This is a genomic window from Roseovarius aquimarinus (genome assembly GCF_043661195.1).
In the GTDB taxonomy this organism is placed as follows: domain Bacteria; phylum Pseudomonadota; class Alphaproteobacteria; order Rhodobacterales; family Rhodobacteraceae; genus Roseovarius; species Roseovarius aquimarinus.
On record NZ_JBIHMM010000002.1, the window covers coordinates 190,935 to 215,702 of the forward strand.

The following is a 24,768-nucleotide window of genomic DNA, read 5'->3' on the forward strand; positions in this document are numbered from 1 at the left end:
CCGATGGACATGATCCGCGCCATGCTCATCCCCCGCCGCCTCGTCATGCTGGGCCTCTTCGCGGCTTTTGTCGCGTGGTGCGCCGTGTCGATGGATTGGAGCTGGCTGCCGCGCTACACGCCCCTCATCCTCGACGGGCTTTGGGCCACGATCTGGATACTCGCCGTGTCGATCATCCTCGGCTTCATGCTCGCCGTGCCGCTGGGATTGGCGCAGGCGATCGGGCCTTGGTACCTGTCGGCGCCCGCCCGCGCCTTCTGCACGATCATCCGCGGAACGCCGCTGCTCTTGCAGATCTGGCTTTTGTATTACGGGCTGGGCTCGCTCTTCCCGCAATTCCCGGCCATCCGCAATTCCGAGCTGTGGCCCTATCTGCGCCAGGCCTGGCCCTATGCGGTCCTGTCGCTGACCCTCTCCTACGCGGGCTACGAGGGCGAGGTAATGCGCGGCGCCTTCGCCTCTGTTCAGAAGGGACAGATCGAGGCGGCGCGCGCCTTCGGGATGCCGCGCCACAAGATCTTCTTCCGCATCTGGCTTCCGCAGGCGTTCCGCAGCGCGATGCCGACGCTGGGCGGCGAGACGATTTTGCAACTCAAGGCGACGCCGCTCGTCGCGACCATCACCATCGTCGAGCTTTACGCCGTCGCCTCGCGCGTCCGGCAGGACACGTTCATCGTCTACGAGCCGCTGCTGCTGCTGGCCGCCGGATACCTGCTGATCGCGGGCGTCATCACGCTGGCCTTCCGCTGGATCGAGGGGCGCGGGCCGCGCATGAGCCGCTAGCGCGGCCTGAGCGGTTTCAGCGCCGCGCGCTCGTCCGCATCGAGCTGCGCCAGAAGCCCCATCTCCCACTCGAGATAGCGCCGCGCGGCGTCGAGATTCCCGTCATGCCGGTCATGGACGAACCACAGATGATCGATGCACTCCGCATCGCTCGGGCAGTCGGGCGAGGCAACCACATTCAGCCCTGCGGCGCGCCAGTCCTCGGGGCCGCTCGGCAGCGCCGCGACATCGCCATGGCCCTGATGTTTCAGCTCGGCCACCACGCCCGCGACCAGCGCCGCATCCCGCCCGACCACGGTGATCGGCGACTTGGAGGCGGGCCGCTCGCGCCAAAGCTGCGCGCGGTTCACCCAGAGCGCGCCCTCGATATGCGCCGCGCGATAGTCGAGCCCGCGCGATGCGTCGAGCCAGGTGCCGGGCCGCAGCCGGCGCATGTCGGGCGCCTCGGTCTCGCGGGTGGGCGCGGGCTCGTCCATTGGCGCGCCTTCAAGGATGCGCGCATCATGCCCCATCCCGCGCAGCCAGATGGCGGTCGTCACCGCGCGAAGCCCGGTGTCGCAGCTCAGTACGATGCGCGCGCCGCGCACGGCCAGCTTCTCGTCCGTCGCCTGCACCAATTGCCCGCCCGGCGCATGAACGAACCCCGGCGCATGACCCGCGCGATACTCGGCCTCGCTGCGCACATCGAAGCGAAAGATGGTGTGCGCGGCATCGTCCCAGAGGCGCAGCTCGGTCATGTCCACCACCGGCAGGCCATAGTCCGAGATCAGCGTCGCCGCCCGACGGCGCGCGGCCCGGATCCCGTCGGGCGGCACGGGCGGCAGGCTGCCCGCGTCCTGCCCATACGCCAGACCGTACCCCGCCAGCCGCCAGCCTTGCGTTCCGTTGCGCAGCGCATGCACGGGGCCGTCCCAACCCGCCAGCCGGAGCGTTTCGGCCCCGATGATTGAGCGCGTGCGCCCGGCGCAATTGACCACGATGGGCGCACCCGGAGGGGCCATCTGGCCCGCGCGGTATCCCAGCTCGGCATTGGGGCAGGAGCGCGCGCCGGGAATGGACATCTTGGTGAATTCGCCCGCGCTGCGCCCGTCGAGCACCAACGGCGCGCGCCCGCCCTCCTGCATCGCGTGCAGCTCCTCCGCCGAGAGCGAGGGCGTGCCCAAATCATGCTCGACGATCTCGCCGAAGGCCTTGGACGGCAGGTTCACGCCCTTGAAAAGTGTATGCCCTGCCGCCGCCCAAGCCGGCGCGCCGCCTTCCATGATGTGCAGATCGCTGTAGCCGAGCGCGCCCAGCACCTCGGCGCCGCGCTCCGCAATGCCTTCCCCGTCGCCGAAGAGCACGCAGCGCACGGAGCGGCGCGGCATCAGGCGCGGCGCGTCATGCTCGAGCCGGCTGAACGGGATGTTGACGGCGAAAAAGGGATGCCCTTCGCCGTATCGCCCGAACTCGCGCAGATCGATCAGGGCGATTTCTCCCCCGTCCTTCAGGGCGGCGCGCACCTCTCGGACGCTGATGCGCGCGGCGTTCATTTGCGGGTCTTGGCGCCGATATCCATCACCTTGCAGGTGCCCGCGTCCAGATCGTAGCTGATCCGCCGGTCGAGCGATTCGAGCGGCTGGCCGTAGAAATGCAGGTGCCGGATGATTTCGGTCCCTTCAATCACGACGCTATGGATATCGTCGGGCATCATCGCAAGCGCGGTGCCGGGGCGCAGATCGACCTGCTCGCGCAGTTTCAACTCGGCCTTTCCGGGCACCGATCCGTCATCGACCCGCTCATAGACCTTGTTTTGCTCGGCCCCCTCGACGGCGGCGATGCAGGCGAAGACGGTGTGATTATGCGGCGGGATCACCTTCCCGGGCTGCATGACGTTGAGATAGAGCGTCAGACCGCTCGGATCGCCCGCGATGAAATAGCGGTTCTGCTTTTCCTCGCGGCTGGGCGCGGGAAACTCCGCCTCGCCCCAGAGCTCGGTGCGGGCGGCGATCTCCATCAGCCGCTCCTTGATCCGGTCCAGCCGGGTGCGGTCCATCTCGCCCTCGGCGGCGATGGCGCGGGCCTCTGCGATGAAGTCGCGCACCGCATCCTTGCGTGCTGTCGCGTGGCTCATGTCCCTCTCCCTACCCGCTGCCGAACTCGGCGCGCAGCGCCTCGCTGTGCTGGCCGAGCGCCGGCACGTCGCCGGGGCGCGTCACCTGGCCATCCGCCAGCGCGCCGGGGGCCAGCATCCTGACCGGCCCCGTGGGACTGCCCACCTCGATGAAGCGGTTCTGCGGATGATGCGCCAGATCCTCCATCGTGCTTACCCGCCCATAGGCGATACGCGCGGCCTCGAGCCGGTCCGCCATGTCGTCGCGCGGGACCTTGGCGAAGACGGGGCGGATGATCTCGTCCAGCGCGGCACGGTTCGCGACCCGGTGCGAATTCGTGTCGAAGCGCGGATCGCTCGGCAGGTCCGGCATCCCCAGGATATCGGCGCAGAAGACGCGCCATTCCCGCTCGTTCTGGATGGAGAAAAGCACGTCCTTGCCGTCCGCGCCGGTATAGGCGCCGTAAGGCGCGATGGTGGGATGGTTGAGCCCGCTGCGCACCGGCTCCTTCCCGCCATAGACATATTGCAGGTAGGGCACGTTCATCCAGTCGGTCAGCGCATGAAAGAGCGAGATCGACAGGTGCCGCCCCTGCCCCGTCACGCCGCGCCCGATGAGAGCCTGAAGCACCGCCTGAAACGCGGTCATCCCGGCGGCGATATCGCAGACCGAGACCCCCACCCGCGCCTGCGCGGTCTCGGTGCCGGTGATCTGCGACAGCCCGCTTTCGGCCTGCACGAGAAGGTCATAGGCCTTCAGATCCTTGAGCGGCCCCTCCTCGCCATAGCCCGAAATGGCCACGGTGATGAGGCGCGGATACTTGCGGCGCAACTCGGCCTGATCGAAGCCCAGCCGTGCGATGGCACCGGGTGCGAGATTCTGGATGAAGACGTCCGCGCGGGCCAGCATCCGCTCGAGCAGCGCCTTGTCGCCGGCCTCGCGCAGATCGAGACAGAGCGATTCCTTGCCCCGGTTCAGCCAGACGAAATAAGCGCTTTCGCCGTGGACGAGATGATCGTAGCCGCGCGCGAAATCGCCCTCGGGCCGCTCGACCTTGATGACGCGGGCGCCGGCTTCGGCGAGCCGGCCCGATACATAGGGCGCCGCCACGGCCTGCTCGACCGATATCACCAACAAACCGTCCAGATCGCCCGCCATGCATTCGTCCCTGATTGTGTCGGCCTATCGGCCGGAGTTTGCCCGATCCTGCAAATCGCGGGAAATAGCCGCAAGGGTCCAAGGGCCATAGGCACGGGCTATGCCCGGATGCGCGCCTCTCTGGCCCGAGCGGGCCCGCCGCGCTAGCATGGCGCAGACTTGCCCGGAGTTACCGCCCATGCCCCCATCGACCGACGCCATGACCCTCGTGCTCTTCGTGCCCGCGGACCGGCCCGAGCGCATCGCCAAGGCCGCGGCGGCGGGCGCGGACGCGGTGATCGTGGATCTCGAGGATGCGGTCGCGCCGGACGCGCGGGGCGCGGCCCGCGAGGGGCTGGACGCCGCGATGAGCGGGATCGCCGCGCCGCTCGTTCTGCGCATCAACGCGGCGGGCACGCCTTGGCACGCGAGCGATCTCATGGCGGCGGCGCGCCTGCCCCTCGCCGCCGTGATGCTGGCCAAGGCTGAGACGGGCGAGAGCTGCGCCCAAGTCGCGCGCGCCACCGGCAAGCCCGTGATCGCGCTGGTCGAGACGGCGCGCGGCATCGCCGATCTGGCCGGGATCGCCGCAGCCTCGTCGCGCATGGCCTTCGGCTCGATCGACTATGCCGCCGATCTCGGGATGGGCCACACGCGCCAATCGCTCCTCGCTGCGCGCGCCGCGCTGGTTCTGGCCGCGCGGCTGGCGGACCAGCCCGCGCCGCTCGACGGGGTGACGACCGCGACACGCGATGCGGCTTTGGTCGAGGAGGAGTGCCGCCACGCGACCGAAATGGGCATGGGCGGCAAGCTTCTGATCCACCCGGCGCAGATCGCGCCGGCGCGGCGCGGCTTCGCGCCCACCGAAGACGAGGCGCGTTGGGCGCGCCGCGTTCTGGAGGCCGCCGGGGACGGCGCGGCGGTGCAGATGGACGGCGCCATGATCGACGCGCCCGTGATCGCCCGTGCGCGGCGCATCCTCGCGCGCAGCGAGGCGGCGGCATGAGCCCGCGCATGCCGAGCGATATCGTGGGCGAGGCCCCTCGCCACCTGGGATCGCCCATCACCGAGGCCGATCTGATCGCGAGCATCGCGGATGCGCTGCAATACATCTCCTATTATCATCCACCCGATTTCATCGCCGCGATGGCGGATGCCTATGCGCGCGAACAAAGCCCCTCGGCCAAGGCCGCCATCGGGCAGATCCTGACTAATTCCTACATGTGCGCCATGGGCCATCGCCCGATCTGCCAAGATACCGGCACCGTCAATGTCTTCGTCGAGGTCGGAGTCGAGGCGTGGACCGATTGGACCCGCCCCTTGCAGGACATGGTGGACGATGCGGTCCGGCAGGCCTGGACGCGGGAGACGAACCCTTTGCGCGCCTCGGTCGTCGTCGATCCGCTCGACAGCCGCCGCAACAGCGGCGACAACACCCCCGCCATGATCCAGACGGCGCTGGTCGCGGGGCGCGAGGTGCATGTGACCGTCTCGGCCAAGGGCGGCGGGTCCGAAAACAAGGCGCAATTCGCGGTGCTGAACCCTTCGGCGGATGTCGCGGACTGGGTTGTCGAGCGGGTCGCGCGGATGGGCGCGGGCTGGTGCCCGCCGGGCATTCTCGGGATCGGGGTGGGCGGCAGCGTCGACAAGGCGATGGCGATGGCCAAGGCCGCGCTCAATCAGCCGATCGACATCACCGATCTGCGCGCGCGCGCCCCGCGAAACCGGATCGAGGAGATGCGGCTCGACATTCTCGAGAGGGTCAACGCGCTCGGGATCGGAGCGCAGGGGCTGGGCGGGATCACCACCGCGCTCGACGTCAAGATCGAGACCTTCCCCACCCATGCCGCCTCGCTCCCCGTGGCGCTCGTGCCCAATTGCGCAGCGACGCGGCATGTGGATTTCACTCTGACGGGCGACGGCCCCGTCGAATTCGCCCCGCCCGACAGCGCGCTTTGGCCCGAGATCGAAGGTCAAGCGCCCATCGGGCGGCGGCTCTCGCTCGACGAGCTGACCGACCAGGTGCTGGCCACGCTCGAGCCGGGCGAGACGCTGCTTCTGTCGGGCACGCTCTATACGGGCCGGGACGCCGCGCATAAACGCATGGTCGAGACGCTGCGCGCGGGCGGCCCCTTGCCCGTCGATCTGAGGGGCCGCGCGCTCTATTATGTCGGCCCCGTCGATGCCGTGCCGGGCGAGATCATCGGCCCCGCGGGGCCGACCACCGCGACGCGGATGGACAAGTTCACCGAGGAGATACTCGCCAAAACCGGCCTCAAGGTGATGATCGGCAAGGCCGAGCGCGGCGCCGAGGCGATCGAGGCGATCCGGCGGCACGGCGCGGTCTACATGATCGCCGTGGGCGGCGCGGCCTATCTGGTGAGCCAGGCGATCAAGGCCGCGCGCGTCGTCGCCTATGACGATCTGGGGATGGAGGCGATCCGCGAATTCACCGTGGAGGATATGCCGGTGACCGTCGCCGTGGACACGCGCGGTACCTCCATTCACGAAACCGGCCCGCGCCAATGGAGAAAACCAGCGGCGCAGGCCTGATTTCAACACATCTTCGATGGCTCAGATGGTGCGCCCGCCATCCACCTCCATCACCACCCCGGTGATGAAATCGGCCTCGTCCGACGCGAGATAGAGCGCCGCGTTCGCGATGTCGCGCGCCTCGCTCAGGCGGCCCATCGGGACGGTCGCGATGAATTTCTTGCGGTTCTCGGGCGTGTCCTCCATGCCCATGAACTGCTCGAGAAGGCCGGTTGCCCCCATCACCGGCGCCACGCAGTTGACGCGGATCTTGTCCGGCGCGAGCTCCACGGCGAGCGATTTGGTCATGAGGTTCACCGCGCCCTTGGATGAGTTGTACCATGTCAGGCCCGGGCGCGGACGGATGCCGGCGACCGAGCCGATATTGATCATCACGCCGCCGCCCTGCTCGCGCCATATCGGCACGCAGGCCTTGGTCATGTGGAAGATCGACAGCACGTTGATGTCGTAGATCTTGCGGAACGTCGCCTCGTCCGTCTCCATCAGGGGGCTGTTCTTGTTGGTCCAGCCCGCGTTGTTGACCACGATGTCGAGCCCGCCGAACGCCTCGCGCGCCTTCTCGACCGCCTGTGCCACCTGCGCGCCGTCCGAGACGTCGCATGTGATGGCGATGGCCTTGTCCCCGAGGCTCGCGGCCACGTCGCTCGCGCCGTCTCCGTTCAGATCGACGATGGCCACGCGCGCGCCCTCGGCCACGAAAAGCTCGGCGATGCCCTTGCCGAAGCCCGAGGCCGCGCCCGTCACCAATGCCGTTTTTCCCTGCAATCTCATGGTTCTGCCCTCAGTCGTGCTTGTGAATGATCGTCTTGATCTGCGAAAACTCGAGAAGCGCGGCAAAGCCCTTCTCGCGCCCGTGGCCGGATTTGCGCACCCCGCCGAAGGGCAGCTCGATACCGCCGCCCGCGCCGAAGCCGTTGATATAGACCTGCCCCCCGCGCAGCCTCTTGGCGAGGCGCTGCTGGCGGTTGCCGTCGCGGGTCCAGATCGAGGCCATCAGGCCGTACTCGGTGTCGTTGGCGATGCGCAGCGCGTCCGCCTCGTCCTTGAACGTCATCGCGCAGAGGACGGGGCCGAAGACCTCCTCCTGCCCGATCCTCGACTTGGGATCGACCGGCCCGAAAAGCGCGGGCGCCACGTAATAGCCGCCCTCGGGCGCGCCCTTGCGCACCGTTCCGCGCGCGATCAGCGGCGCGTCGGCGCCTTCGATATAGGCCTCCACGCGTTTCTTCTGCTTGGCCGAGATGACCGGGCCCAGCACCGCCTTTTCGGAGAGGTCGGACGCCTCGATACCCTCGAACCGCTCTTTCAGGCCCGCGATCACCTTGTCATAGACGCCTTCCTGAATGAGGATCCGGCTCCCCGCCGAGCAGGTCTGCCCCGCATTGGCGATGATCCCGCCCACCAGAAAAGGCAGCGCCGCCTCGATATCGGCGTCGTCGAAGACGATCTGCGGGGATTTGCCGCCCAGCTCCAGCGTGCAGGCGATGTAATTCTTGGCCGCCGCGATCTGGATCATCTGGCCTACCTCGGGCGAGCCGGTGAAGGCGATGAAATCGACGCCGGGATGCTCGCTCAGCGCCTTGCCCGCCACATCGCCGCGGCCCGTGACCACGTTGATCGCGCCCTCCGGAAAGCCGACTTCGCCCGCGATCTCGGCGAGGCGCAGGCATGTGAGGCAGGCGTCCTCGGCGGGCTTCAGCACGGTCGCATTGCCCATCGCGAGCGCGGGCGCGAGGGCGCGGCCGAACATCTGCGAGGGGTAATTCCACGGAATGATGCAGGCGATCACGCCGAAGGGCTCGCGGTGCACCTGCACATTGTAGCCCGCCATGAAGGGAATGACCTCGCCATGCACCTTGTCGGCGGCGCCGCCGTAGAATTCGAAATAGCGCGCACAGGCGACCATATCGGCGCGCGATTGCTTGAGCGGCTTGCCGTTGTCGCGCGTCTCGAGCTGGGCCAGCGCCTCGGCCTCATCGAGGATCGCAAGGCTTATCTTCTGCATCAGGCGGCCGCGCTCGGCGGCGGGCATCTCGCCCCATGCGCCGCTGTCGAAGGCCGCGCGCGCCGCACGCACGGCGGCGTCCACATCCTCGGGCTGCGAGGCCGCGATGCTGGTGAAGACCTCTCCGTCGAGCGGCGAGCGCACGTCCATTTCCTCGCCCGAGGCCGCGGGCACCCATTTTCCGCCGATGAGGTTCAGCGGCTTCGGCAGGATCGTCTCGTTTGGCATCAGGCCTCCTGTTTCTTCTCGTCGAGCGAGCCCTCGCTCACGGCGCCGCGCTCGATCACGAAGGTGTGGCTCGCGAAGCCGCGCAGGAGCGCGGGGTTCGATTCGGTGATGATGAGCGTCACGTTCCGGTCCGTGTCGCGCAGATCGCGCAGCGCATCGGCATAGCGTTTGGCCAATGCCGGCGCGAGGCCCTGGAAAGGCTCGTCCAGCATGATGAGCTTGGTGCCGAGCATCAGCGCGCGGCCCAGCGCCACCATCTTGCCCTGCCCGCCCGAGACGTTGCCCGCGGGCCGGCCCGCCATCTCCTTGAGCTCGGGCAGGATGTGGTAGACCCGGTCGAGCCGCTGCCGCGTCGCCGCCGCATCGAGCTTGGCCACCTGCGCGGGCAGAAGGATGTTCTCCTCGACCGTGAAAGCCGAAAAAAGCCGCCGGTCCTCGGGCGCGTATCCGATGCCGAGCGCGGGACGCTTGGCCGGGGTCATGTCGGTGATCTCCTGCCCGTCGAAGCGGATCTCGCCGGTGACGTTGGTGAAGCCCATGACCGAGCGCAGGAGCGTCGTCTTGCCTGCGCCGTTCCGCCCGATCAGCGCGGCGGTACTGGATGCCGGGATCGTGAAATCGAGACCGCGCAGAATGGGGATATTTCCGATGGATGCATCGGATTTGTGAAAGCTCAGCATCAGGCGACCTCCCCGATCACGTCGCGGATCACGTCGGGATGCGCCAGCACCTCCTCGGGCGTTCCGCGCATCTCGATCTTGCCCATGTTCCAGACGGCGACCTCGTCGGCGTATTTCTCGACGATGCCCATGTCATGCTCGACGAAAACGGCGGTCACCTCGGCCTCGGCCAGCGCCTTGACGAGGATTTCCATCACCCCGAACTTCTCAGAGCTGGCGACGCCCGATGTCGGCTCGTCCATCAGCAGGAGCTTGGGCTTGAGCGCCAGCGCGACCGCGATGTCGATCAGCTTGCGCTGACCCTCGGACAGCTCGTCCACCTGCCGATGCGCGACATCGGTGCAGTTCACGAGGTCCAGAAGATGCATCATCTCGGCCTTCTGACTGCGGTCCTTGAGCGCGCGGATCGGGTTGCGCAGCCGGTCGCGCGCGGCGACGGCGATCAGCAGGTTCTCGAGCGCCGTGTGCTCGGTGAAAAGCTGCGGGATCTGGAAGGCGCGCGCGACGCCCTGACGCGTGATCTCGCGCGGGCTGAGGGGCGTCACGTCGCGGCCTTCGAAATAGACATGGCCCTTGGCGGGCTTGAGCCAGCCGGTGCAGATGTTGAGGAAGGTCGTCTTGCCCGCGCCGTTCGGCCCGATGATGGCGAGGTTCTTGCCCGCGTCGATCTGAAGCGTCACGTCATCCGCCGCAACGACCCCGCCGAAGCGGATCTCGAGCCCCTTGGTTTCGAGCAGATGGGTCATTCACCCTCCTCCTTCTTGCCGGCGATGCGGTCCATCAGGCTGTTGTAGATGCCGGCGATCCCGCCCGGCGCGAAAAGAATGATGACCAGAAGGAAGATCCCCAGCACCATCTGCCAGATATCGGCCGCGAAGGCCGACGCGTAGGTGCGCACGATCTCGTAGATCGCGGCGCCCACCAGCGCGCCCGGCACCGATCCCGCGCCGCCCAGCACGGCGATGAACACCATCTCGCCCGAGCGCACCCAGAAGGCATATTCCGGCGTCACCACGCCCTGCACCAGCCCCATGATGATGCCGCCCACGCCGCAGAGCAGCGCCGAGAGCACGTAGCCCACCAGCATCACGCGCTGCGGTGACATGCCCAGATATTGCAGGCGCGTCTCGTTCGTCTTGATCGTGCGGAACAGCTGCCCCGTGGGCGACTCGAGCCAGCGCATCGAGAACCAGCCGAGGCCGAGGGCGAGGATCAGCGCGAGGTAGAACATGAAGAGCTCATAGGCCCCGCGCTCCATCTCGATCCAGAAGACGGTCGGGCGCGGCAGGCGCATGCCGTCGGCGCCGCCGGTGTAGTGATAGGATTTCTCGAGAATGGACCAGAAGATCATCGAGAAGGCGAGGTTCAGCATCGCGAAGAAGATGAAACGGTAGCGTGCCACGAAGAGGCCCACGAGCACGCCCGAGACCACCGCCGCCACGACCGCGATGGCGAAAACGACGATGAGGTCCGCCCCTGGCATCAGCATCAGGGTGAAGGCGCCCGCATAGGCCGCGATGGCGAAATAAAGCGCATGACCGAAAGAGACCTGCCCACTGCGCAAAAGCACGGTGATGCCCATGACGGCGATCCCCTTGGCCAGCGCCAGCGTCAGCAGCACCTTGAGGCCGCCCGCGATGAAGGGCACGAGCGCGACGAGAACCAGCAGGATGGCCGGAATGATGGTGCGAATGTTCATGGCTCCGCCCCCTCAGATCTTGCGCGCCGACGGGCTGCCGAAAAGCCCTTCGGGGCGCACCAGCAGAACCGCGACCATGATGAGATAGGGCACGAGCACCTGCGCTTCGGGCCAGACATAGACGGCGAAGGAGCGCCCGAGACCGATCAGAAGCGCGGTGAGCGCCGCCCCCTCGATCTGGCCGAGCCCGGCGGTCGCGACGACGGCGAAGCTCAGCACGATCATGTCCGCGCCGATGCCCGGCAGGACCGAGGTCGAGGGCGAAGCGAGCGCGCCGCCGAGGCCGGCGAGGCCCGCGCCCACGATGAAGGTCAGCAAGAAGACCTTATCGGCGTCGATGCCGATGCCCTGCGCCATCTCGCGGTCTTCCGTGGTGGCGAGGATCAGCTTGCCCGCGACGGTGAAGCGCAGGAAGAACCGCAGCCCGACCAGCAGGCCGATGGCGACGAGCGGCAGAAGGATGAGCTGATAGACCGTGTAATTGACCGAGAACACCTTGACGTTGCCCAGAAGTTGCAGCGCCGTCGCCTGAAAGATCGGCTGCGTGCCCCAGATCAGACGCTGGACGTCCTCGAGGATCATGAAGATCGCGAAGGTGACCAGAAGCTGAAGCACCTCGGGCTTGTGGTAGATGCGCCGGAGCAGAAGCCATTCGAGCGGCCCGCCCAGCACGACACCGATCAGCACCGCCGAGACCAGCATCATCGGGAAGGCGAAGACAGGCGGCAGACCGGCCGACAGGATGAAGGTGGTCAGCGAGGCGGTCAGATACGCGCCCACCGCGTAGAGCGATCCATGCGCGACGTTGAGGATGCGCATCACCCCGAAGATCAGGGTCAGGCCGACGGCGACGATGAAGACGAGCGCCGCATAGGCGATACCGTCGAACAAGGCGAGCAGGAACAGGGTCAGGTTCATGGGATCCACTCTGTTATGTGGCGGTGGTCATGGCTGCGGGCCGGGACGCGTCCCGCGCGGGGCGCGATCAGGGCGCGAACGGGGCCTCCGACTGGCGAAGGCCCCGCACGTCACTCCCGCAGGATCAGTTCTCGTAATTGTCAACCGTCAGCGTATCGAGCCAGCCCGGCTCGAGCGAGCCGACCCACGAGACCGATTCCTCGCCGACCGGCGTGGTCAGCTCGGCACCGTCGAAGATCATGATGTTCTCGAGCGTGGCGAAGGGAAGCTCGCCGCCCTGCACCGACATGCCCAGAAGCTGCGCTTCGATGCCCTGATGATCCTCGCGCAGCGTGACCGGACGGCCGAGGCCCTGGAATTCCAGCCCGTCCATCGCCGCGATCACCTGATCCTCGTTCGGCCAGTTGCCGCCATTGGCTTCGGCCGCCTTGTCATAGGCCGCCTCGAGCGCGGCGAGGCCCTGGCTCATGTGGAAGACGGGATAGATCGCCTTGGAGCCGGTCTTTTCCTCGAACTTGGCCATGAACGACTTGAAATCCTCGTCATCGCGGCGCTCGGGGTGGTTCCAGTAGTGATCGCCGCGCGCGCCGACGATATGGCCCGAGGGCAGCGCCGAGCCGAGACGCTCGAGCGAGCTTTCGGCCAGCGGCAGAACGAAGGTCGAGGTATTGGTCAGCCCGCGCTGCGAGGCCTGTTGCACGAAGGTGTCGAGATCGCCGCCCCAGGAGGTGCTGAGGATGATGTCCGGCTGAAGCGCCTGAAGGCGCGAGATCTCGGTCGAGAAGTCGGGCGAGCCGAATTTCGGGAAGAACTCGCCGACCACTTCGACTTCGGGCTTCAGGGCCTTGAGCGCGGCGCTGAAGATATCCCAGCTGTCACGGCCCCAGGCGTAGTCCTGGTTGACGACCGCGATGGTCTGGAAATCGGGCTTGGTCTTCAGCAGATAGGCGACGGTGGCCAGCATCTCGGTCCCGGCATGGGCCTGGCTGCGGAAGACATAGTTGTATTCGCCCTGCTCGAAGATGGTCTGCGTACCGCAATCCCACATGATGTTGATGACCTTGAGGTCTTCGGCCAGCGGGGCGATCGTCTTGCAGTTGCCCGACGAGATCGAGGCCAGCATCGCGTCCGCGCCGTTCTCGACGAGGCGGCGGTATTCGGTTGTGAGCACTTCCGCGCCCGCGCCTTCGTCGATGAAGGAAAGCTCGATCGGAACCCCCTGGATGCCGCCGGCCGCGTTGATCTCCTCGGCCATGATTTCGGCCGCATCCTTGGCGGGCACGCCGAAGACCGATGCGGGGCCGGTCAGGAAGGCGGTGACGCCCACCTGCAGTTTCTCGGGCTTGTCCTGCGCGAGCGCCGCGAGCGGCGTCAGGGCGCAGGCAGCGGTTGCCATCAGCAGTTTCTTCATTGGTTTCTCTCCCCTTTTTCGTTGAACCTTGCCGCCGCTTGTCGCGCGGCGGCGCTTTCGCGCTTCTCAGAAGAACGCGGTAGACATCCCGGCACGCCGGCCCGAACGCGGCGCCCCAGCAACGTCGGGCGCGTGCCTTGCGTGCGACATGGCGGAAATGGCGACGGCACGAGCGGCAGACATCAGCATTCCTCCTCCCAAAGGCGTGACGTTCGGGAAGCTTACGCATGATCGCCGGGTCGCGACTAATAGTTTGTCCCTTCCGCTGTCATAGCCTTCACCTATCGCTCTTGGCGCCGAGCGGCCTTTCGCATTAAGCTCGGCCCGGGCAAGACTTGTCGGCGCGACGCTCCGGCCGGGGCGCCGCAAGCCGACAGATGGGAGGGACATCATGAAGATCACCGCAGCCGTGCTGATGCGCGATGGCGTCACCGAGAATTTCGCCGAGGCCGCGCCGCTCGAGGTGCGCGAGGTCGATCTGGCGCCTCCGGGGCGCGGCGAGGTTCTGATCCGCATGGGCGCCGCGGGCGTCTGTCATTCGGACCTGTCGGTCATCAACGGCACGAGGCCCCGTCCGCTGCCCATGGCGCTCGGGCACGAGGCGTCGGGCTATGTCGAGGAGGTGGGCGACGGCGTCGACGATCTGAAGCCCGGCGATCACGTCGCCTGCATCTTCGCGCCCGGCTGCCGCATCTGCACGCCCTGCGCCGAGGGCCGCCCAGCGCTCTGCGAGCGCGCGGCCAAGCATCACGGCGTGGGCGAGCTCATGACCGGCGCGCGGCGCCTGTCGATGGATGGCAAGCCCATCAACCACCACGTGGGCGTCTCGGCCTTCGCCACGCATGCCGTGATGGATCGCCGCTCGCTCGTAAAGGTCGAGCATGATTTGCCCGCGCATATTTCCGCCCTGTTTTCCTGCGCGATGCTGACCGGCGCCGGCGCCGTCTTCAACACCGCGCGCATCCTTCCGGGCCAGACCGTGGCTGTGATCGGCCTCGGCGGCGTCGGCCTTTCGGCGGTGCTCGGCGCGGCGGCGGCGGGCGCGGGCCGCGTCATCGCGATCGACCCGTTCGAGTCCAAGATGGAGGCCGCGCGCGGCATGGGCGCGACCGATTGCATCAAGGCCGATGGCGATACGATCACCGCGGTGCGCGATCTGACGGGTGGCGGCGTCGATTGCGCCATCGAGCTGGCCGGATCGGTCAAGGCGCTCGAGACCGCCTACGAGATCACCCGGCGCGGCGGCCTGACCGTTACGGCGGGCCTGCCGCATCCCGATCAGCGCATGGCCCTGCCCGCGCTCAAGCTCGTGGCCGAGGAGCGCACGCTCAAGGGCAGCTATATCGGCTCCTGCGTGCCGCAGCGCGATCTGCCGCGCATGTTCTCGCTCTACGAGCAGGGCAAGCTGCCGGTCGAGAAGATGCTGAGCCACCGCGTGCGGCTCGAGGACATCAACATCGCGATGGACCGGCTGAACGACGGGACCGCGATCCGCCAGATCGTCGATTTCGGCTGACGCGGCGCGGCCGCGCGACTTGACAAGCCCATAGGCAAACCCTCTAGCTTGACTGCCGCCACCCGAAGGGCATGCCTATGGATATCCGACAGCTGCGCTATTTCATCGCCATCGCCGAGGCCCCGTCGCTCTCGGTCGCGGCCAGCACGCTGGGCGTCGCGCAGCCCTCCCTGTCGCAGAATGTGGTGCGCATGGAGGAGGAATTGGGCGTCCGCCTTGTCGAGCGCAGCCCGCGCGGCACGGTCCTCACCGATGACGGGGTGCTCTTTCTCAAACACGCGCGCACCGTCTGCGCCGCCTTCGAGGATTGCCTTGACGAGATGCGCGAAGCGGGCGGCGCGCTGCGCGGCAAGGTGGGCTTCGGCATGCCGCCCTCGGTCTCGATGGTGATGGCCGTGCCGCTGGCCGAAACCGTGCGCGTCGAATTTCCCGATCTGCGCCTTCAGGCCATCGAGGCGATGAGCGGCTACATCAAGACGTGGATCGACGACGGCACGGTCGATATCGGCTTCATCTACGATCTCGCGAAGGCCGATCATTTCCGCGTCATTCATGTTCTGAACGAGCGGCTTTTCTTTTTCTCGGCGCCCGACAACTGGCCGCTCGACACGCCGCCCGGCACGCCGGTGCGCCTGCGCGATCTCCAAAAGCTGGAATTGATCCTGCCCAGCCCCTCGCATGGTCTGCGCAAGACGATCGAGGATTACGCCCTGCCGCGCGGCATTCAGCTCAACGTGACGATCGAGATGGACGCGATGACGCAGATCAAGGAGCTGGTCGCGCGCGGCTCGGGCCACACGATCTTCGCCCCCGCCGCCGCGCATGATTTCGTCGCGCGCGGCGATCTGGTCAAGGCGCCGATCTGCGAGCCCGACATGGTGCGCCCGGTCTATCTGGCCAGCAATCCCGCCCGCAAGAGCAGCCGCGCCTGCCACGCCATCGCGCAGGTCACGCTCGACGTCGCTCGCGATCTGGTGCAACGCGGCATCTGGGAGGGCGAGCTCGAGGCCGCGCATACCACATAGGCACGCCCGATAGCCGCCAGACCCAGCGCCTATTGGCCGATGCAGGTCGCTTGCGGCACATATGTCCCAAAGACTTCGCGAGGTGCGCCGATGACATCCTTTCACCCCACGGCCGACTATCAGGACATCCGCGACGGCGTCGCCGCCGTCTGCGCGCAGTTTCCCGGCAGCTATTGGCGCGATCTCGATGCGCGGCGCGCCTATCCCAAGGAGTTCGTGCAGGCGCTTATCCGCGAGGGCTACCTCGGCGCGATGATTCCCGAGGAATACGGCGGCCTCGGCCTCAGCCTGACGGCGGGCGCCGTCATTCTCGAGGAGATCCACCGCAGCGGCGCTAACGCGGCCGCCTGTCACGCGCAGATGTACACGATGGGCACCGTCCTGCGCCACGGCAGCGATGCGCAGAAGCGCCAATACCTGCCGGGCATCGCCGACGGCTCGATCCGCCTTCAGGCCTTCGGCGTGACCGAGCCGACCAGCGGCACCGACACGCTCGCACTCAAGACGACGGCGCGGCGCGATGGCGACGATTACATCGTCAACGGCCAGAAGATCTGGATCTCCCGTGCCGAGCATTCGGATCTGATGGTGCTTCTGGCCCGCACGACGCCGCGCGATCAGGTCGAAAAGAAGACGGACGGCCTCTCGGTCTTTCTGATCGACCTGCGCGAGCTGCGCGGCAACGGGGTGGAGATACGGCCCATCCGCACGATGATCAACCACGCCACGACCGAGATTTTCTTCGAAAACGCCCGGATTCCGGCCTCGTCGCTGGTCGGCGAAGAGGGTCAGGGTTTCCGCTATATCCTGTCGGGCATGAATTCCGAGCGCATCCTCATCGCCGCCGAATGCATCGGCGATGCCAAATGGTTTCTTGAAAAAGGCTCGGATTACGCCCGCGAGCGCGTGGTCTTCGGCAAGCCGATCGGCGCCAATCAAGGCGTGCAGTTCCCCTTGGCCCGCGCCCATGCGCATATGATGGCCGCCGAGGCGATCGTCTACCGCGCCGCCGCCATGTATGACGCGGGCGAGACTCCCGGCGTCGAGGCGAACACGGCCAAGATGCTGGCCGCCGATGCAAGCTGGGAGGCCGCCGAAGCGTGTCTGCAAACCCACGGCGGCTTCGGCTTCGCCGAGGAGTATGACGTGGAGCGCAAGTTCCGCGAGGCGCGCCTCTATCAGGTGGCGCCCATCTCGACCAATCTCATCTTGTGCTTCATCGCCGAGCGCGTGCTGGGCCTGCCCAAGTCCTACGGCGCATGAGCGGGCTCGACGCGCTTCTCGATCTCGCGGCCCTGCCCGAGGAAAATATCCCCGAGCCGAGCCGGGCCATTGCGCATCTGTCGCTGATGGATTGGATGGCCTGCGGGCGCGCGGGCCTCGCCGAGCCGGTGGCGGATATCCTGCGGGAGTTGGCCCGGGCCGAAGGCGGCACGGGCGAGGCGGCGCTTTTCGGCGGGGGTCGTGCGCCCGCGCGCATGGCCGCTCTGGTCAACGGCACCATCTCCCACGCGCTCGATTATGACGACACGCATTTCGCTCATGTCGGGCATTTGTCGGTCGGCATCTACCCCGCTGCGCTGGCAGCCGGCGAAGCGGTGGGCGCAAAGGCGGGCGCGGTCCGCGCGGCCTTCGCCGTCGGTGCCGAGGCGGCGATCCGCGTGGGCCTTGCCCTCGGACGCGCGCATTACGAGCGGGGATTTCACCAGACCGCCACCGCCGGCGCCTTCGGCGCCACCATCGCCGCCGGGCGCCTCATGGGGCTGGACCGGGGCCGGATGCGCGCCGCCATCGGCCTCTGCGCCACCCGCGCCACCGGCCTGCGCTGCCAGTTCGGCACGATGGGCAAGCCCTACAATGCCGGCGTCGCGGCCTCGGCGGGCGTCGAATGCGCGCAGCTCGCCCGCGCGGGCATGACCGCGCCCGATGACGGGCTTTTCGGGCAGAACGGCTATCTCGCCACCCATAGCGATGCGCCGGGAGAGATCGAGGCGCCGCGCGGTGCATGGCTGCTGGACGAGGTGAAATACAAGCTGCACGCCTGCTGCCATGGCACCCATGCGATGATCGAGGCGCTTCAAGGCGCCGCAGACATGAACGAGGTGCGCGCGCTGCATCTGCGCACCAATCCCCGCTGGCTGACGGTCTGCGACATCAAGGCGCCGCGCACCGGGCTCGAGGTGAAGTTCAGCTATGCCTGGCTCGCCGGGATGGCGCTGCGCGCAGATGCGACGGGCAGCGACCGGCATTACACCGATGCGCTGGCCGCCGATCCCGCGCTGGCCGATTTCGCCCGCCGCGTGCGCGTCGAGGGCGATGCGCGCCTGACGGACATGCAGGCCGAGGGGGAAATCACGTTCGCGGACGGGAGCACCCGCACCTTCGCGCATGATCTGGCGGCGCCGATCCCGGCGCAGATGCTGGCGCGCAGCCTGCGCGCCAAGGCCGCCGCTTTGCTCGGCCCGCCGGGCGAGGCGCTCTGCGATGCGCTGGAGCGGCTCGAGGGCAAGGACGCGCGCGCCCTGGGCGACGTGCTGGGGGGCGCGTCATGAGCGATTTTTCGGACTGGATCGGGCGCGAGATCACGCGCCGCGATACGCTGACGCCCCGTCTCATGGCCGGGTTCCGCGCGGCGCTGGGCGGCACGCTCGCCCCGCTCGACATGCCGCCCGGGGCCGAGTTCCTGCTCTGCCCCGACATCTGCCCGCCCGCGCAGCTCGGCCGCGACGGGCATCCGCGCACGGGCCTTTACCTGCCGGATCTGCCGCTGCCCCGCCGCATGTGGGCCGGAGGGAGGATCACGCGCCATGCGCCCCTGGTCGAGGGCGCCGAAATCACGCGCCATTCCACCATCGAGAATGTCGCCTTCAAGACGGGCCGCAGCGGGCGGCTCGGCTTCGTCACATTGCGTCATCTCTACGCCATCGACGGCGAGACCTGCGTGACCGAGCGGCAGGACATCGTCTATCGCGAGGATCCCGCGCTGGACGCGCCCGCGCCGGTCCTGCCGCAGGCCGAGGATTGGCCCGATGCCGAGGGGCAGGACATCGCCACCACGCCGACGCTCCTCTTTCGCTATTCGGCGCTTACCTTCAACGGGCACCGGATCCATTACGATGCGGATTATGCGCGCGAGACGGAAGGCTATGCGGGCCTCGTGGTGCACGGGCCGTTGCAGGCGATCTGGATGCAGAACCTCGCCGCGCGGCTGATCGGCCGCGCGCCACAAGACTTCGAGTATCGCGGCACGGCCCCGCTGATCTGCGGCGAGCCGGCCCGCGTCGAAGCGCGGCCCGACGGCGAGGGATATGCGCTGCGCGTGCGGCGCCTTGCGGACAATGCCATCACCATGCAGGGCCATGCCGGAGCCTGAAGTGGCGCCGGTCTCTAATTGCGAATGACTATCATTTTACTTGCATCTTGCGAGCGCCTCGCAATTACACTACCTCATCGCATATTCAGATGAGGATAGAATGCCCAACCGCTTTCGCACCCCGCTCCGCCTCGCCCTGACACTCGGCGCCGCCCTCGGCGCCTCCGCGGCGCTCGCCGAGGAGGATCGGCTCAAGGTCGTGACGACCTTCACCATCCTTCAGGACATGGCCCAGAACGTCGCCGGCGACGCCGCGGACGTCGTCTCGATCACCAAGCCCGGCGCCGAGATCCACGGCTATCAGCCGACGCCGCAGGATATCGTGCGCGCCTCGGACGCCGATCTGATTCTCTGGAACGGCCTCAATCTCGAGCTCTGGTTCGAGCAGTTCCTCGCCAATCTGGGCGATATCCCCTCGGCCACGCTGACCGAAGGCATCGCGCCGATCCCCATTTCCTCGGGCAGCTACGAGGGCCAGTCCAACCCGCATGCGTGGATGGGCCTCGATAACGCGATGGTCTATATCGACAACATCGCCGCCGCCCTCTCGAAGCAGGACCCGGAGAATGCCGCGACCTACGCGGCCAATGCCGAGGACTACAAGTCCCGCGTGCGCGAGGCCGTGGCCCCCCTGCGCGAGCGCATCCAGCAGATCCCCGAAGAGGACCGCTGGCTCGTGACCTGCGAGGGCGCGTTCAGCTATCTCGCCCGCGATTTCGGCCTGAAAGAGCTCTATCTCTGGCCGATGAACGCCGATCAGACCGGCACGCCCCAGCAGGTGCGCCGCGTCATCGACGGTGTGCGCGAGAACGGCATCGACGTGGTCTTCTGCGAGAGCACCGTCAACACCGATCCCGCCGAGCAGATCGCCCGAGAGACCGGCGCGCGCTATGGCGGCGTCCTTTACGTCGACAGCCTCAGCGCCGAGGATGGGCCGGTGCCGACCTATCTCGACCTTTTGCGCGTCGATGCCGAAACCATCGCGGACGCGCTTCTCTCGCCCGCGAACTAGCAAGAGCCAGCACCAAGGACGTTCCATGACCGCGACAAGGCCCGAGGCCACCGACCGCGCCCCGATGGACGGCATCACCGCCCGCGGTGTGAGCGTGACTTACCGCAACGGTCACACCGCGCTCCACGATGCCAGCTTCGAGATCCCGCGCGGCACGATCACCGCGCTCGTAGGGGTGAACGGGGCCGGAAAATCGACGCTCTTCAAGGCGATCATGGGCTTCGTGCCCGCCGCGAGCGGCCAGATCCGCCTGCTCGGCAAGTCGGTGAAGGAGGCGCTGCGCGAGAATCTCGTGGCCTATGTTCCACAATCCGAAGAGGTCGATTGGGCCTTCCCCGTGCTGGTCGAGGACGTGGTCATGATGGGCCGCTACGGGCATATGGGCTTCCTGCGCCGCCCGCGCGCCGCGGACCGCGCGGCGGTGGACAAGGCGCTGGCGCGCGTCGGCATGCAGGACTATCGCCACCGCCAGATCGGCGAGCTGTCGGGCGGCCAGCGCAAACGCGTCTTCCTTGCGCGGAGCCTCGCGCAGGACGGCCAGGTGATCCTGCTCGACGAGCCCTTCACCGGCGTCGATGTCAAGACCGAGGACCAGATCATCGCGCTCCTGCGCGAATTGCGCGACGAGGGGCGCGTGATGCTGGTCTCGACGCATAACCTCGGCTCGGTCCCCGAATTCTGCGACCGCACGATCTTGGTCAAGGGCACCGTGCTGGCCTACGGGCCGACCGACGAAGTCTTCACCCGCGACATGCTGGAGAAGGCCTTCGGGGGCGTGTTGCGGCACTTCACCCTCGGCGGCGACGAGCTCCACGACGATGACGATCCGCGCGAGCTGCGCATCATCACCGATGACGAGCGTCCCTTCGTGCATTACGGCGAGCGCCGCCGCAAGGTGAAGCCGGCCAAGCCGGAGAAGGCGGAATGATCGCGACCCTCCTCGAGCCCTTCACCTATGGCTACATGTTCAACGCCATGTGGGTTTCGGCGCTGACGGGCGGCGTCTGCGCGTTCCTGTCTTGCTATCTCATGCTCAAGGGCTGGTCGCTGATCGGCGACGCGCTCAGCCATTCGGTCGTGCCGGGCGTCGCGGGCGCCTATCTTCTCGGCCTGCCCTTCGCACTCGGCGCCTTCCTCGCGGGCGGCCTCGCGGCGGGGGCGATGCTGTTCCTGTCGGGCCGGTCGGGGCTCAAGATGGATGTCATCATCGGCATCATCTTCACGTCCTTCTTCGGCCTCGGCCTCTTCATGGTCTCGCTCTCGCCCATGTCGGTGAGCATCCAGACGATCATCATGGGCAACATCCTCGCCATCACGCCCGAGGACACGCTGCAACTCGCGATCATCGGATGCGTCTCGCTCGTGGTGCTGCTGGCCAAGTGGAAGGACCTCATGGTCGTCTTCTTCGACGAGAACCATGCGCGCAGCGTCGGGTTGCGGCCCGATCTGCTGAAGGCGGTCTTCTTCATGCTCCTCTCGGCCGCCGTCGTGGCCGCCATGATGACGGTGGGCGCCTTTCTGGTCATCGCGCTGGTCGTGACGCCGGGCGCCACCGCCTATCTTCTGTGCGACCGCTTCCCGCGCCTCATCCTCGTCTCGGTGCTGATCGGCACGCTCACCAGCTTCGTCGGGGCCTATCTCAGCTATTTTCTCGACGGCGCGACGGGCGGGATCATCGTGGTGCTGCAAACGCTGCTTTTCCTCGCCGCCTTCACCTTCGCGCCGCGCCACGGCATGATGGCGGCACGGCGCAAGGCCGCGGCGGCGCGTACACCGGGCGAGGCACGGCCATGATCGACCAGATTTTCCTGCCCTTCCAGTTTCCGTTCATGCAGAACGCCTTCTGGATCGTCCTGCTGGTCGCGCCGCCCACGGCGCTTCTGTCATGCTTCATGGTGCTGAAGGGCTGGGCGCTGATGGGCGATGCGGTCAGCCATGCGACGCTGCCGGGCATCGTGCTGGCCTGGATGCTGGGCATGCCGCTCATCGCGGGCGCCTTCGCGGCGGGCATGGCCTGCGCGCTGGCGACGGGGTTTCTGTCCTACAACAGCCGGGTCAAGGAGGACACGGTGATGGGCGTCGTCTTCTCGGGAATGTTCGGCCTCGGTATCGTCATGTACACCTCGATCAGTACGAACGAGCATCTCGATCACATTCTCTTCGGCAACATGCTGGGCGTCGGCGCCGAGGATCTTTGGACCTCCGGCCTCATCGCGCTGGCGGTGACCGGGTTTCTGGCGCTGAAATGGCGCGACCTTCTGCTTCATGCTTTCGATCCCGCGCAGGCGCAGGCCTCGGGGCTGCGCGGCGGGGTGCTGCATTACGGGCTTCTGGCCGCGCTTTCGCTCATGATCGTGGCGACGCTCAGCTCGGTCGGGCTCATCCTCGCCATCGCGCTGCTGGTCACGCCGGGCGCGATCGCCTTCCTGCTGGTGCGCAGCTTCGGGCGCATGCTTCTCGTCTCGGTGCTGGTCTGCGGGGGCGCGATGCTGGGCGGCACCTATGCAAGCTTCTTTCTCGACGCATCGCCCGCCGCGACCATCGTGCTGATGCTGACGGGCGTCTTCATCGCGGCCTTCCTGCGCCGCATGGCCATCACCCGCTCGACCTCGCGGCGCGCGCTGAAAGACGCGTAGGCGTTCAGGGCGTGCCGCGTCAGTCGAACGTGCCCGCGACCCGGCCGAGGAGCATGAAGGCGCGCGCCGTGCGCGTGTCCGACAGATCCGAGATGTCGCTGTCGCTTGCGTCGTCCGCGAAGCTCGAGAACATCTGATCGAAGCGGCGCAGGAAGTGATGCGCGGCATCGCGGAAGATCGGATCGTTCTTCATGCGCGCCGCCGCCAGCGCCAGCGACGAGCGGTCGCGTATGCCTCCCAGCGCCGCGATGGCACGGCCCCGCGCGCCGCCCGCGAAGCTGCGCCACGTCTCGGGGCGCGCCATGTCGGGGCGCAGATCGTCCATGTAGATCCCGTCCTGACTGAGAAGCGTCAGCACGTCCTGCGCCGCCTGAATAAGCTGCGCCGTGGGGCGGTCCTTCAACGCACGGCGCAGCGCGGCGAAGCCTTCCTTGTCCTCGGCGGTCTCCGGGAAATTGAGCGCGCGGATGAAATCCGCCCGCTCGAGCGGCGGGCTCATGTCGCTGGCCTGCGTGCCGAGCGGCAGCGCCACCTGCCCGTCATCAGCGGGCGCCGCAGGCGCGGGCGCGGGCGCCGCGCGGCGCGCGGGCTGCGCGGAAGGCATCGGGCGGATCGACGAGAAGGTGGCCAGCGCCGTTTCGGTCTTGCGCTGCGCCGCCGCGATCTCGTCGAGCTTGCGCGCCACCGTGGTCTGCCCGCCGCCCGGCGCGATGAGCGATTGGCTCTGCGCGATATAGGCCTTGCGGATCGCGTCGATCGCCGCGTGGAGCCGGGCGCTCTCGTCGCGCATGACGCGCGCGGTGCGCGCCGCCGTCGCCGCGACCCAGATCATCGCGACCGGCATGAAGACGACCATCGCCACCACGAGAAAACCGATCGCGCCCTCGGAGCCGCCGAAGCCGAAGATCGCGAAGACGACCGCCGCGAGCGTCAGCCACAGGCCCGACAGCACAAGCGCCGCGAGCTCCGGCCCCGAAAGGCGCGGCGGCTCGGCCGGGGGCATGCCGGGCAGACCGGGGCGCAGGCCGCCGGCCGGCGACTTCGGGCCATGCGATGCGGCCTCGGGCTGCGATGTCTGCGAGGGCATGCTCTGCGCCTTTTCAGATATACTGGATCTTCAACACTTCGTAGGCGCGATCGCCGCCGGGCGTGCGCACCTCCACGCTGTCGCCCTCATCCTTGCCGATGAGCGCGCGCGCGATGGGCGACTTGATGTTGAGAAGGCCCTTCTCGATATTCGCCTCGTGCTCGCCCACGATCTGCCAGGTCTTTTCCTCGTCGGTGTCCTCGTCGACCAGCGTCACGGTCGCGCCGAACTTGATCGGGCCGGAGAGTTTGGTGGGATCGATCACTTCCGACAGGCCGAGCGCGCCCTCGAGCTCCTTGATGCGGCCCTCGATGAAACTCTGCTTTTCGCGCGCCGAATGGTATTCGGCGTTCTCGGACAAATCGCCATGCTCGCGCGCCTCCGCGATGGCACGGATGATCGCCGGACGCTCGACCGATTTCAATTGCTTCAGCTCGGCGTTGAGCGCGTCAAAGCCGGCGCGGGTCATCGGTAGTTTTTCCATTCAATCCCCCAAATCGGCGGCGCGGCCCCTGCCGCGCCTGCCGCTTCATGCCTGCGGTATCGCCCGAGGATGACCCAAGGGCGCGCGGCATTGCAATAGGCCATCGGGCCCGCATGCGCAATCATGCC

General features: G+C 67.5%; 24 protein-coding genes. 12 read left to right on the forward strand and 12 right to left on the reverse strand.

Translation table 11 applies throughout. From position 1 onward, the window contains the following. The first annotated feature begins 3 nt into the window (after positions 1-3). Positions 4-783 carry an ABC transporter permease gene (locus tag ACGRVM_RS08325; RefSeq protein WP_377170943.1) on the forward strand — a complete coding sequence of 260 codons (780 nt, stop codon included), beginning with the start codon at positions 4-6 and terminating at the stop codon, positions 781-783. Here the strand turns inward: ACGRVM_RS08325 and ACGRVM_RS08330 are convergent. From ACGRVM_RS08330 to ACGRVM_RS08340, 3 genes are read right to left on the reverse strand one after another with little or no spacing between them, the layout of a single operon-like run. Further along, positions 780-2,315: a rhodanese-like domain-containing protein gene (locus ACGRVM_RS08330; protein ID WP_377170940.1), complete on the reverse strand. Its 1,536-nt coding sequence runs from the start codon at positions 2,313-2,315 to the stop codon at positions 780-782. The genes ACGRVM_RS08325 and ACGRVM_RS08330 overlap by 4 nt on opposite strands. Continuing rightward, positions 2,312-2,896: a cysteine dioxygenase family protein gene (locus ACGRVM_RS08335; protein ID WP_377170938.1), complete on the reverse strand. Its 585-nt coding sequence runs from the start codon at positions 2,894-2,896 to the stop codon at positions 2,312-2,314. Before ACGRVM_RS08335 ends, ACGRVM_RS08330 begins: the two co-directional genes overlap by 4 nt. 10 nt (positions 2,897-2,906) lie before the next feature. Further along, the gene (locus ACGRVM_RS08340; RefSeq protein ID WP_377170936.1) at positions 2,907-4,034 is read right to left on the reverse strand and encodes a CaiB/BaiF CoA transferase family protein; all 1,128 of its coding nucleotides are present in this window, start codon (positions 4,032-4,034) and stop codon (positions 2,907-2,909) included. Positions 4,035-4,212: 178 nt separating this feature from the next. Here ACGRVM_RS08340 and ACGRVM_RS08345 point away from each other — a divergent pair, with 178 nt between their 5' ends. Beyond that, a complete protein-coding gene (locus ACGRVM_RS08345; RefSeq protein ID WP_377170934.1) occupies positions 4,213-5,019 on the forward strand; it encodes an HpcH/HpaI aldolase/citrate lyase family protein in 807 nt (268 codons plus the stop codon). After that, positions 5,016-6,566, forward strand: a complete 1,551-nt coding sequence (locus ACGRVM_RS08350) for a FumA C-terminus/TtdB family hydratase beta subunit (RefSeq protein ID WP_377170933.1) — start codon at positions 5,016-5,018, stop codon at positions 6,564-6,566. Before ACGRVM_RS08345 ends, ACGRVM_RS08350 begins: the two co-directional genes overlap by 4 nt. 21 nt (positions 6,567-6,587) lie before the next feature. On the opposite strand, the gene ACGRVM_RS08355 is transcribed toward ACGRVM_RS08350, so the two are convergent. The 7 genes from ACGRVM_RS08355 to ACGRVM_RS08385 form a co-directional block, all read right to left on the reverse strand. After that, positions 6,588-7,337, reverse strand: a complete 750-nt coding sequence (locus ACGRVM_RS08355) for an SDR family oxidoreductase (protein WP_377170930.1) — start codon at positions 7,335-7,337, stop codon at positions 6,588-6,590. 10 nt (positions 7,338-7,347) lie between these two features. Then, positions 7,348-8,799 (reverse strand): aldehyde dehydrogenase family protein, encoded by a 1,452-nt coding sequence (locus tag ACGRVM_RS08360; protein ID WP_377170927.1) that lies wholly within the window; start codon positions 8,797-8,799, stop codon positions 7,348-7,350. Further along, positions 8,799-9,479, reverse strand: coding sequence for an ABC transporter ATP-binding protein (locus ACGRVM_RS08365; RefSeq protein ID WP_377170925.1), 681 nt, complete (start codon positions 9,477-9,479; stop codon positions 8,799-8,801). Before ACGRVM_RS08365 ends, ACGRVM_RS08360 begins: the two co-directional genes overlap by 1 nt. Continuing rightward, positions 9,479-10,225, reverse strand: a complete 747-nt coding sequence (locus ACGRVM_RS08370) for an ABC transporter ATP-binding protein (protein ID WP_377170923.1) — start codon at positions 10,223-10,225, stop codon at positions 9,479-9,481. Before ACGRVM_RS08370 ends, ACGRVM_RS08365 begins: the two co-directional genes overlap by 1 nt. Continuing rightward, positions 10,222-11,178 (reverse strand): branched-chain amino acid ABC transporter permease, encoded by a 957-nt coding sequence (locus ACGRVM_RS08375; RefSeq protein WP_377170921.1) that lies wholly within the window; start codon positions 11,176-11,178, stop codon positions 10,222-10,224. The genes ACGRVM_RS08370 and ACGRVM_RS08375 overlap by 4 nt, the downstream gene beginning before the upstream one ends. Before the next feature lie 12 nt (positions 11,179-11,190). Next, complete coding sequence (locus ACGRVM_RS08380; RefSeq protein WP_377170919.1) at positions 11,191-12,096, reverse strand: branched-chain amino acid ABC transporter permease; 906 nt, start codon at positions 12,094-12,096, stop codon at positions 11,191-11,193. A gap of 124 nt (positions 12,097-12,220) precedes the next feature. Beyond that, positions 12,221-13,507, reverse strand: coding sequence for an ABC transporter substrate-binding protein (locus ACGRVM_RS08385; protein ID WP_377170917.1), 1,287 nt, complete (start codon positions 13,505-13,507; stop codon positions 12,221-12,223). 391 nt (positions 13,508-13,898) lie between these two features. Here ACGRVM_RS08385 and ACGRVM_RS08390 point away from each other — a divergent pair, with 391 nt between their 5' ends. From ACGRVM_RS08390 to ACGRVM_RS08430, 9 genes are all read left to right on the forward strand, one after another. Then, on the forward strand, positions 13,899-15,023 hold the full coding sequence (locus ACGRVM_RS08390) for a zinc-dependent alcohol dehydrogenase family protein (protein ID WP_377170915.1): 1,125 nt from the start codon (positions 13,899-13,901) through the stop codon (positions 15,021-15,023). Between the two features lie 77 nt (positions 15,024-15,100). Next, complete coding sequence (locus ACGRVM_RS08395; protein WP_377170913.1) at positions 15,101-16,048, forward strand: LysR family transcriptional regulator; 948 nt, start codon at positions 15,101-15,103, stop codon at positions 16,046-16,048. Between the two features lie 90 nt (positions 16,049-16,138). Next, positions 16,139-17,311: an acyl-CoA dehydrogenase family protein gene (locus tag ACGRVM_RS08400; RefSeq protein WP_377170911.1), complete on the forward strand. Its 1,173-nt coding sequence runs from the start codon at positions 16,139-16,141 to the stop codon at positions 17,309-17,311. Further along, the gene (locus ACGRVM_RS08405) at positions 17,308-18,600 is read left to right on the forward strand and encodes an MmgE/PrpD family protein (RefSeq protein ID WP_377170909.1); all 1,293 of its coding nucleotides are present in this window, start codon (positions 17,308-17,310) and stop codon (positions 18,598-18,600) included. Before ACGRVM_RS08400 ends, ACGRVM_RS08405 begins: the two co-directional genes overlap by 4 nt. Continuing rightward, entirely contained in the window at positions 18,597-19,421 is an 825-nt protein-coding gene (locus ACGRVM_RS08410) for an FAS1-like dehydratase domain-containing protein (RefSeq protein WP_377170907.1), read from the forward strand. The genes ACGRVM_RS08405 and ACGRVM_RS08410 overlap by 4 nt, the downstream gene beginning before the upstream one ends. Before the next feature lie 100 nt (positions 19,422-19,521). Next, positions 19,522-20,433: a metal ABC transporter substrate-binding protein gene (locus ACGRVM_RS08415; RefSeq protein WP_377170905.1), complete on the forward strand. Its 912-nt coding sequence runs from the start codon at positions 19,522-19,524 to the stop codon at positions 20,431-20,433. A gap of 25 nt (positions 20,434-20,458) precedes the next feature. Beyond that, complete coding sequence (locus ACGRVM_RS08420; protein ID WP_377170903.1) at positions 20,459-21,361, forward strand: manganese/iron ABC transporter ATP-binding protein; 903 nt, start codon at positions 20,459-20,461, stop codon at positions 21,359-21,361. After that, a complete protein-coding gene (locus tag ACGRVM_RS08425) occupies positions 21,358-22,227 on the forward strand; it encodes a metal ABC transporter permease (protein WP_377170901.1) in 870 nt (289 codons plus the stop codon). The genes ACGRVM_RS08420 and ACGRVM_RS08425 overlap by 4 nt, the downstream gene beginning before the upstream one ends. After that, on the forward strand, positions 22,224-23,069 hold the full coding sequence (locus ACGRVM_RS08430) for a metal ABC transporter permease (RefSeq protein ID WP_377170899.1): 846 nt from the start codon (positions 22,224-22,226) through the stop codon (positions 23,067-23,069). The genes ACGRVM_RS08425 and ACGRVM_RS08430 overlap by 4 nt, the downstream gene beginning before the upstream one ends. A 19-nt stretch (positions 23,070-23,088) precedes the next feature. On the opposite strand, the gene ACGRVM_RS08435 is transcribed toward ACGRVM_RS08430, so the two are convergent. Both ACGRVM_RS08435 and greA read right to left on the reverse strand, forming a co-directional pair. Then, positions 23,089-24,072, reverse strand: coding sequence for a hypothetical protein (locus tag ACGRVM_RS08435; RefSeq protein ID WP_377171394.1), 984 nt, complete (start codon positions 24,070-24,072; stop codon positions 23,089-23,091). Between the two features lie 97 nt (positions 24,073-24,169). Next, a complete protein-coding gene (gene greA / locus ACGRVM_RS08440) occupies positions 24,170-24,640 on the reverse strand; it encodes a transcription elongation factor GreA (protein WP_377170897.1) in 471 nt (156 codons plus the stop codon). Positions 24,641-24,768 lie beyond the last annotated feature (128 nt).

What these genes read in the sequence shown, in the direction of transcription:
- ACGRVM_RS08405 (WP_377170909.1), top strand. Translation starts at nt 17,308, where the DNA reads ATGAGCGGGCTCGACGCGCTTCTCGATCTCGCGGCCCTGCCCGAGGAA.
- ACGRVM_RS08335 (WP_377170938.1), bottom strand. Translation starts at nt 2,896, where the DNA reads ATGAGCCACGCGACAGCACGCAAGGATGCGGTGCGCGACTTCATCGCA.
- ACGRVM_RS08345 (WP_377170934.1), top strand. Translation starts at nt 4,213, where the DNA reads ATGCCCCCATCGACCGACGCCATGACCCTCGTGCTCTTCGTGCCCGCG.
- ACGRVM_RS08360 (WP_377170927.1), bottom strand. Translation starts at nt 8,799, where the DNA reads ATGCCAAACGAGACGATCCTGCCGAAGCCGCTGAACCTCATCGGCGGA.
- ACGRVM_RS08330 (WP_377170940.1), bottom strand. Translation starts at nt 2,315, where the DNA reads ATGAACGCCGCGCGCATCAGCGTCCGAGAGGTGCGCGCCGCCCTGAAG.
- ACGRVM_RS08375 (WP_377170921.1), bottom strand. Translation starts at nt 11,178, where the DNA reads ATGAACATTCGCACCATCATTCCGGCCATCCTGCTGGTTCTCGTCGCG.
- ACGRVM_RS08430 (WP_377170899.1), top strand. Translation starts at nt 22,224, where the DNA reads ATGATCGACCAGATTTTCCTGCCCTTCCAGTTTCCGTTCATGCAGAAC.
- greA (WP_377170897.1), bottom strand. Translation starts at nt 24,640, where the DNA reads ATGGAAAAACTACCGATGACCCGCGCCGGCTTTGACGCGCTCAACGCC.
- ACGRVM_RS08415 (WP_377170905.1), top strand. Translation starts at nt 19,522, where the DNA reads ATGCCCAACCGCTTTCGCACCCCGCTCCGCCTCGCCCTGACACTCGGC.
- ACGRVM_RS08425 (WP_377170901.1), top strand. Translation starts at nt 21,358, where the DNA reads ATGATCGCGACCCTCCTCGAGCCCTTCACCTATGGCTACATGTTCAAC.
- ACGRVM_RS08410 (WP_377170907.1), top strand. Translation starts at nt 18,597, where the DNA reads ATGAGCGATTTTTCGGACTGGATCGGGCGCGAGATCACGCGCCGCGAT.
- ACGRVM_RS08400 (WP_377170911.1), top strand. Translation starts at nt 16,139, where the DNA reads ATGACATCCTTTCACCCCACGGCCGACTATCAGGACATCCGCGACGGC.
- ACGRVM_RS08340 (WP_377170936.1), bottom strand. Translation starts at nt 4,034, where the DNA reads ATGGCGGGCGATCTGGACGGTTTGTTGGTGATATCGGTCGAGCAGGCC.
- ACGRVM_RS08350 (WP_377170933.1), top strand. Translation starts at nt 5,016, where the DNA reads ATGAGCCCGCGCATGCCGAGCGATATCGTGGGCGAGGCCCCTCGCCAC.
- ACGRVM_RS08385 (WP_377170917.1), bottom strand. Translation starts at nt 13,507, where the DNA reads ATGAAGAAACTGCTGATGGCAACCGCTGCCTGCGCCCTGACGCCGCTC.
- ACGRVM_RS08365 (WP_377170925.1), bottom strand. Translation starts at nt 9,479, where the DNA reads ATGCTGAGCTTTCACAAATCCGATGCATCCATCGGAAATATCCCCATT.
- ACGRVM_RS08395 (WP_377170913.1), top strand. Translation starts at nt 15,101, where the DNA reads ATGGATATCCGACAGCTGCGCTATTTCATCGCCATCGCCGAGGCCCCG.
- ACGRVM_RS08380 (WP_377170919.1), bottom strand. Translation starts at nt 12,096, where the DNA reads ATGAACCTGACCCTGTTCCTGCTCGCCTTGTTCGACGGTATCGCCTAT.
- ACGRVM_RS08355 (WP_377170930.1), bottom strand. Translation starts at nt 7,337, where the DNA reads ATGAGATTGCAGGGAAAAACGGCATTGGTGACGGGCGCGGCCTCGGGC.
- ACGRVM_RS08325 (WP_377170943.1), top strand. Translation starts at nt 4, where the DNA reads ATGGACATGATCCGCGCCATGCTCATCCCCCGCCGCCTCGTCATGCTG.
- ACGRVM_RS08435 (WP_377171394.1), bottom strand. Translation starts at nt 24,072, where the DNA reads ATGCCCCCGGCCGAGCCGCCGCGCCTTTCGGGGCCGGAGCTCGCGGCG.
- ACGRVM_RS08420 (WP_377170903.1), top strand. Translation starts at nt 20,459, where the DNA reads ATGACCGCGACAAGGCCCGAGGCCACCGACCGCGCCCCGATGGACGGC.
- ACGRVM_RS08390 (WP_377170915.1), top strand. Translation starts at nt 13,899, where the DNA reads ATGAAGATCACCGCAGCCGTGCTGATGCGCGATGGCGTCACCGAGAAT.
- ACGRVM_RS08370 (WP_377170923.1), bottom strand. Translation starts at nt 10,225, where the DNA reads ATGACCCATCTGCTCGAAACCAAGGGGCTCGAGATCCGCTTCGGCGGG.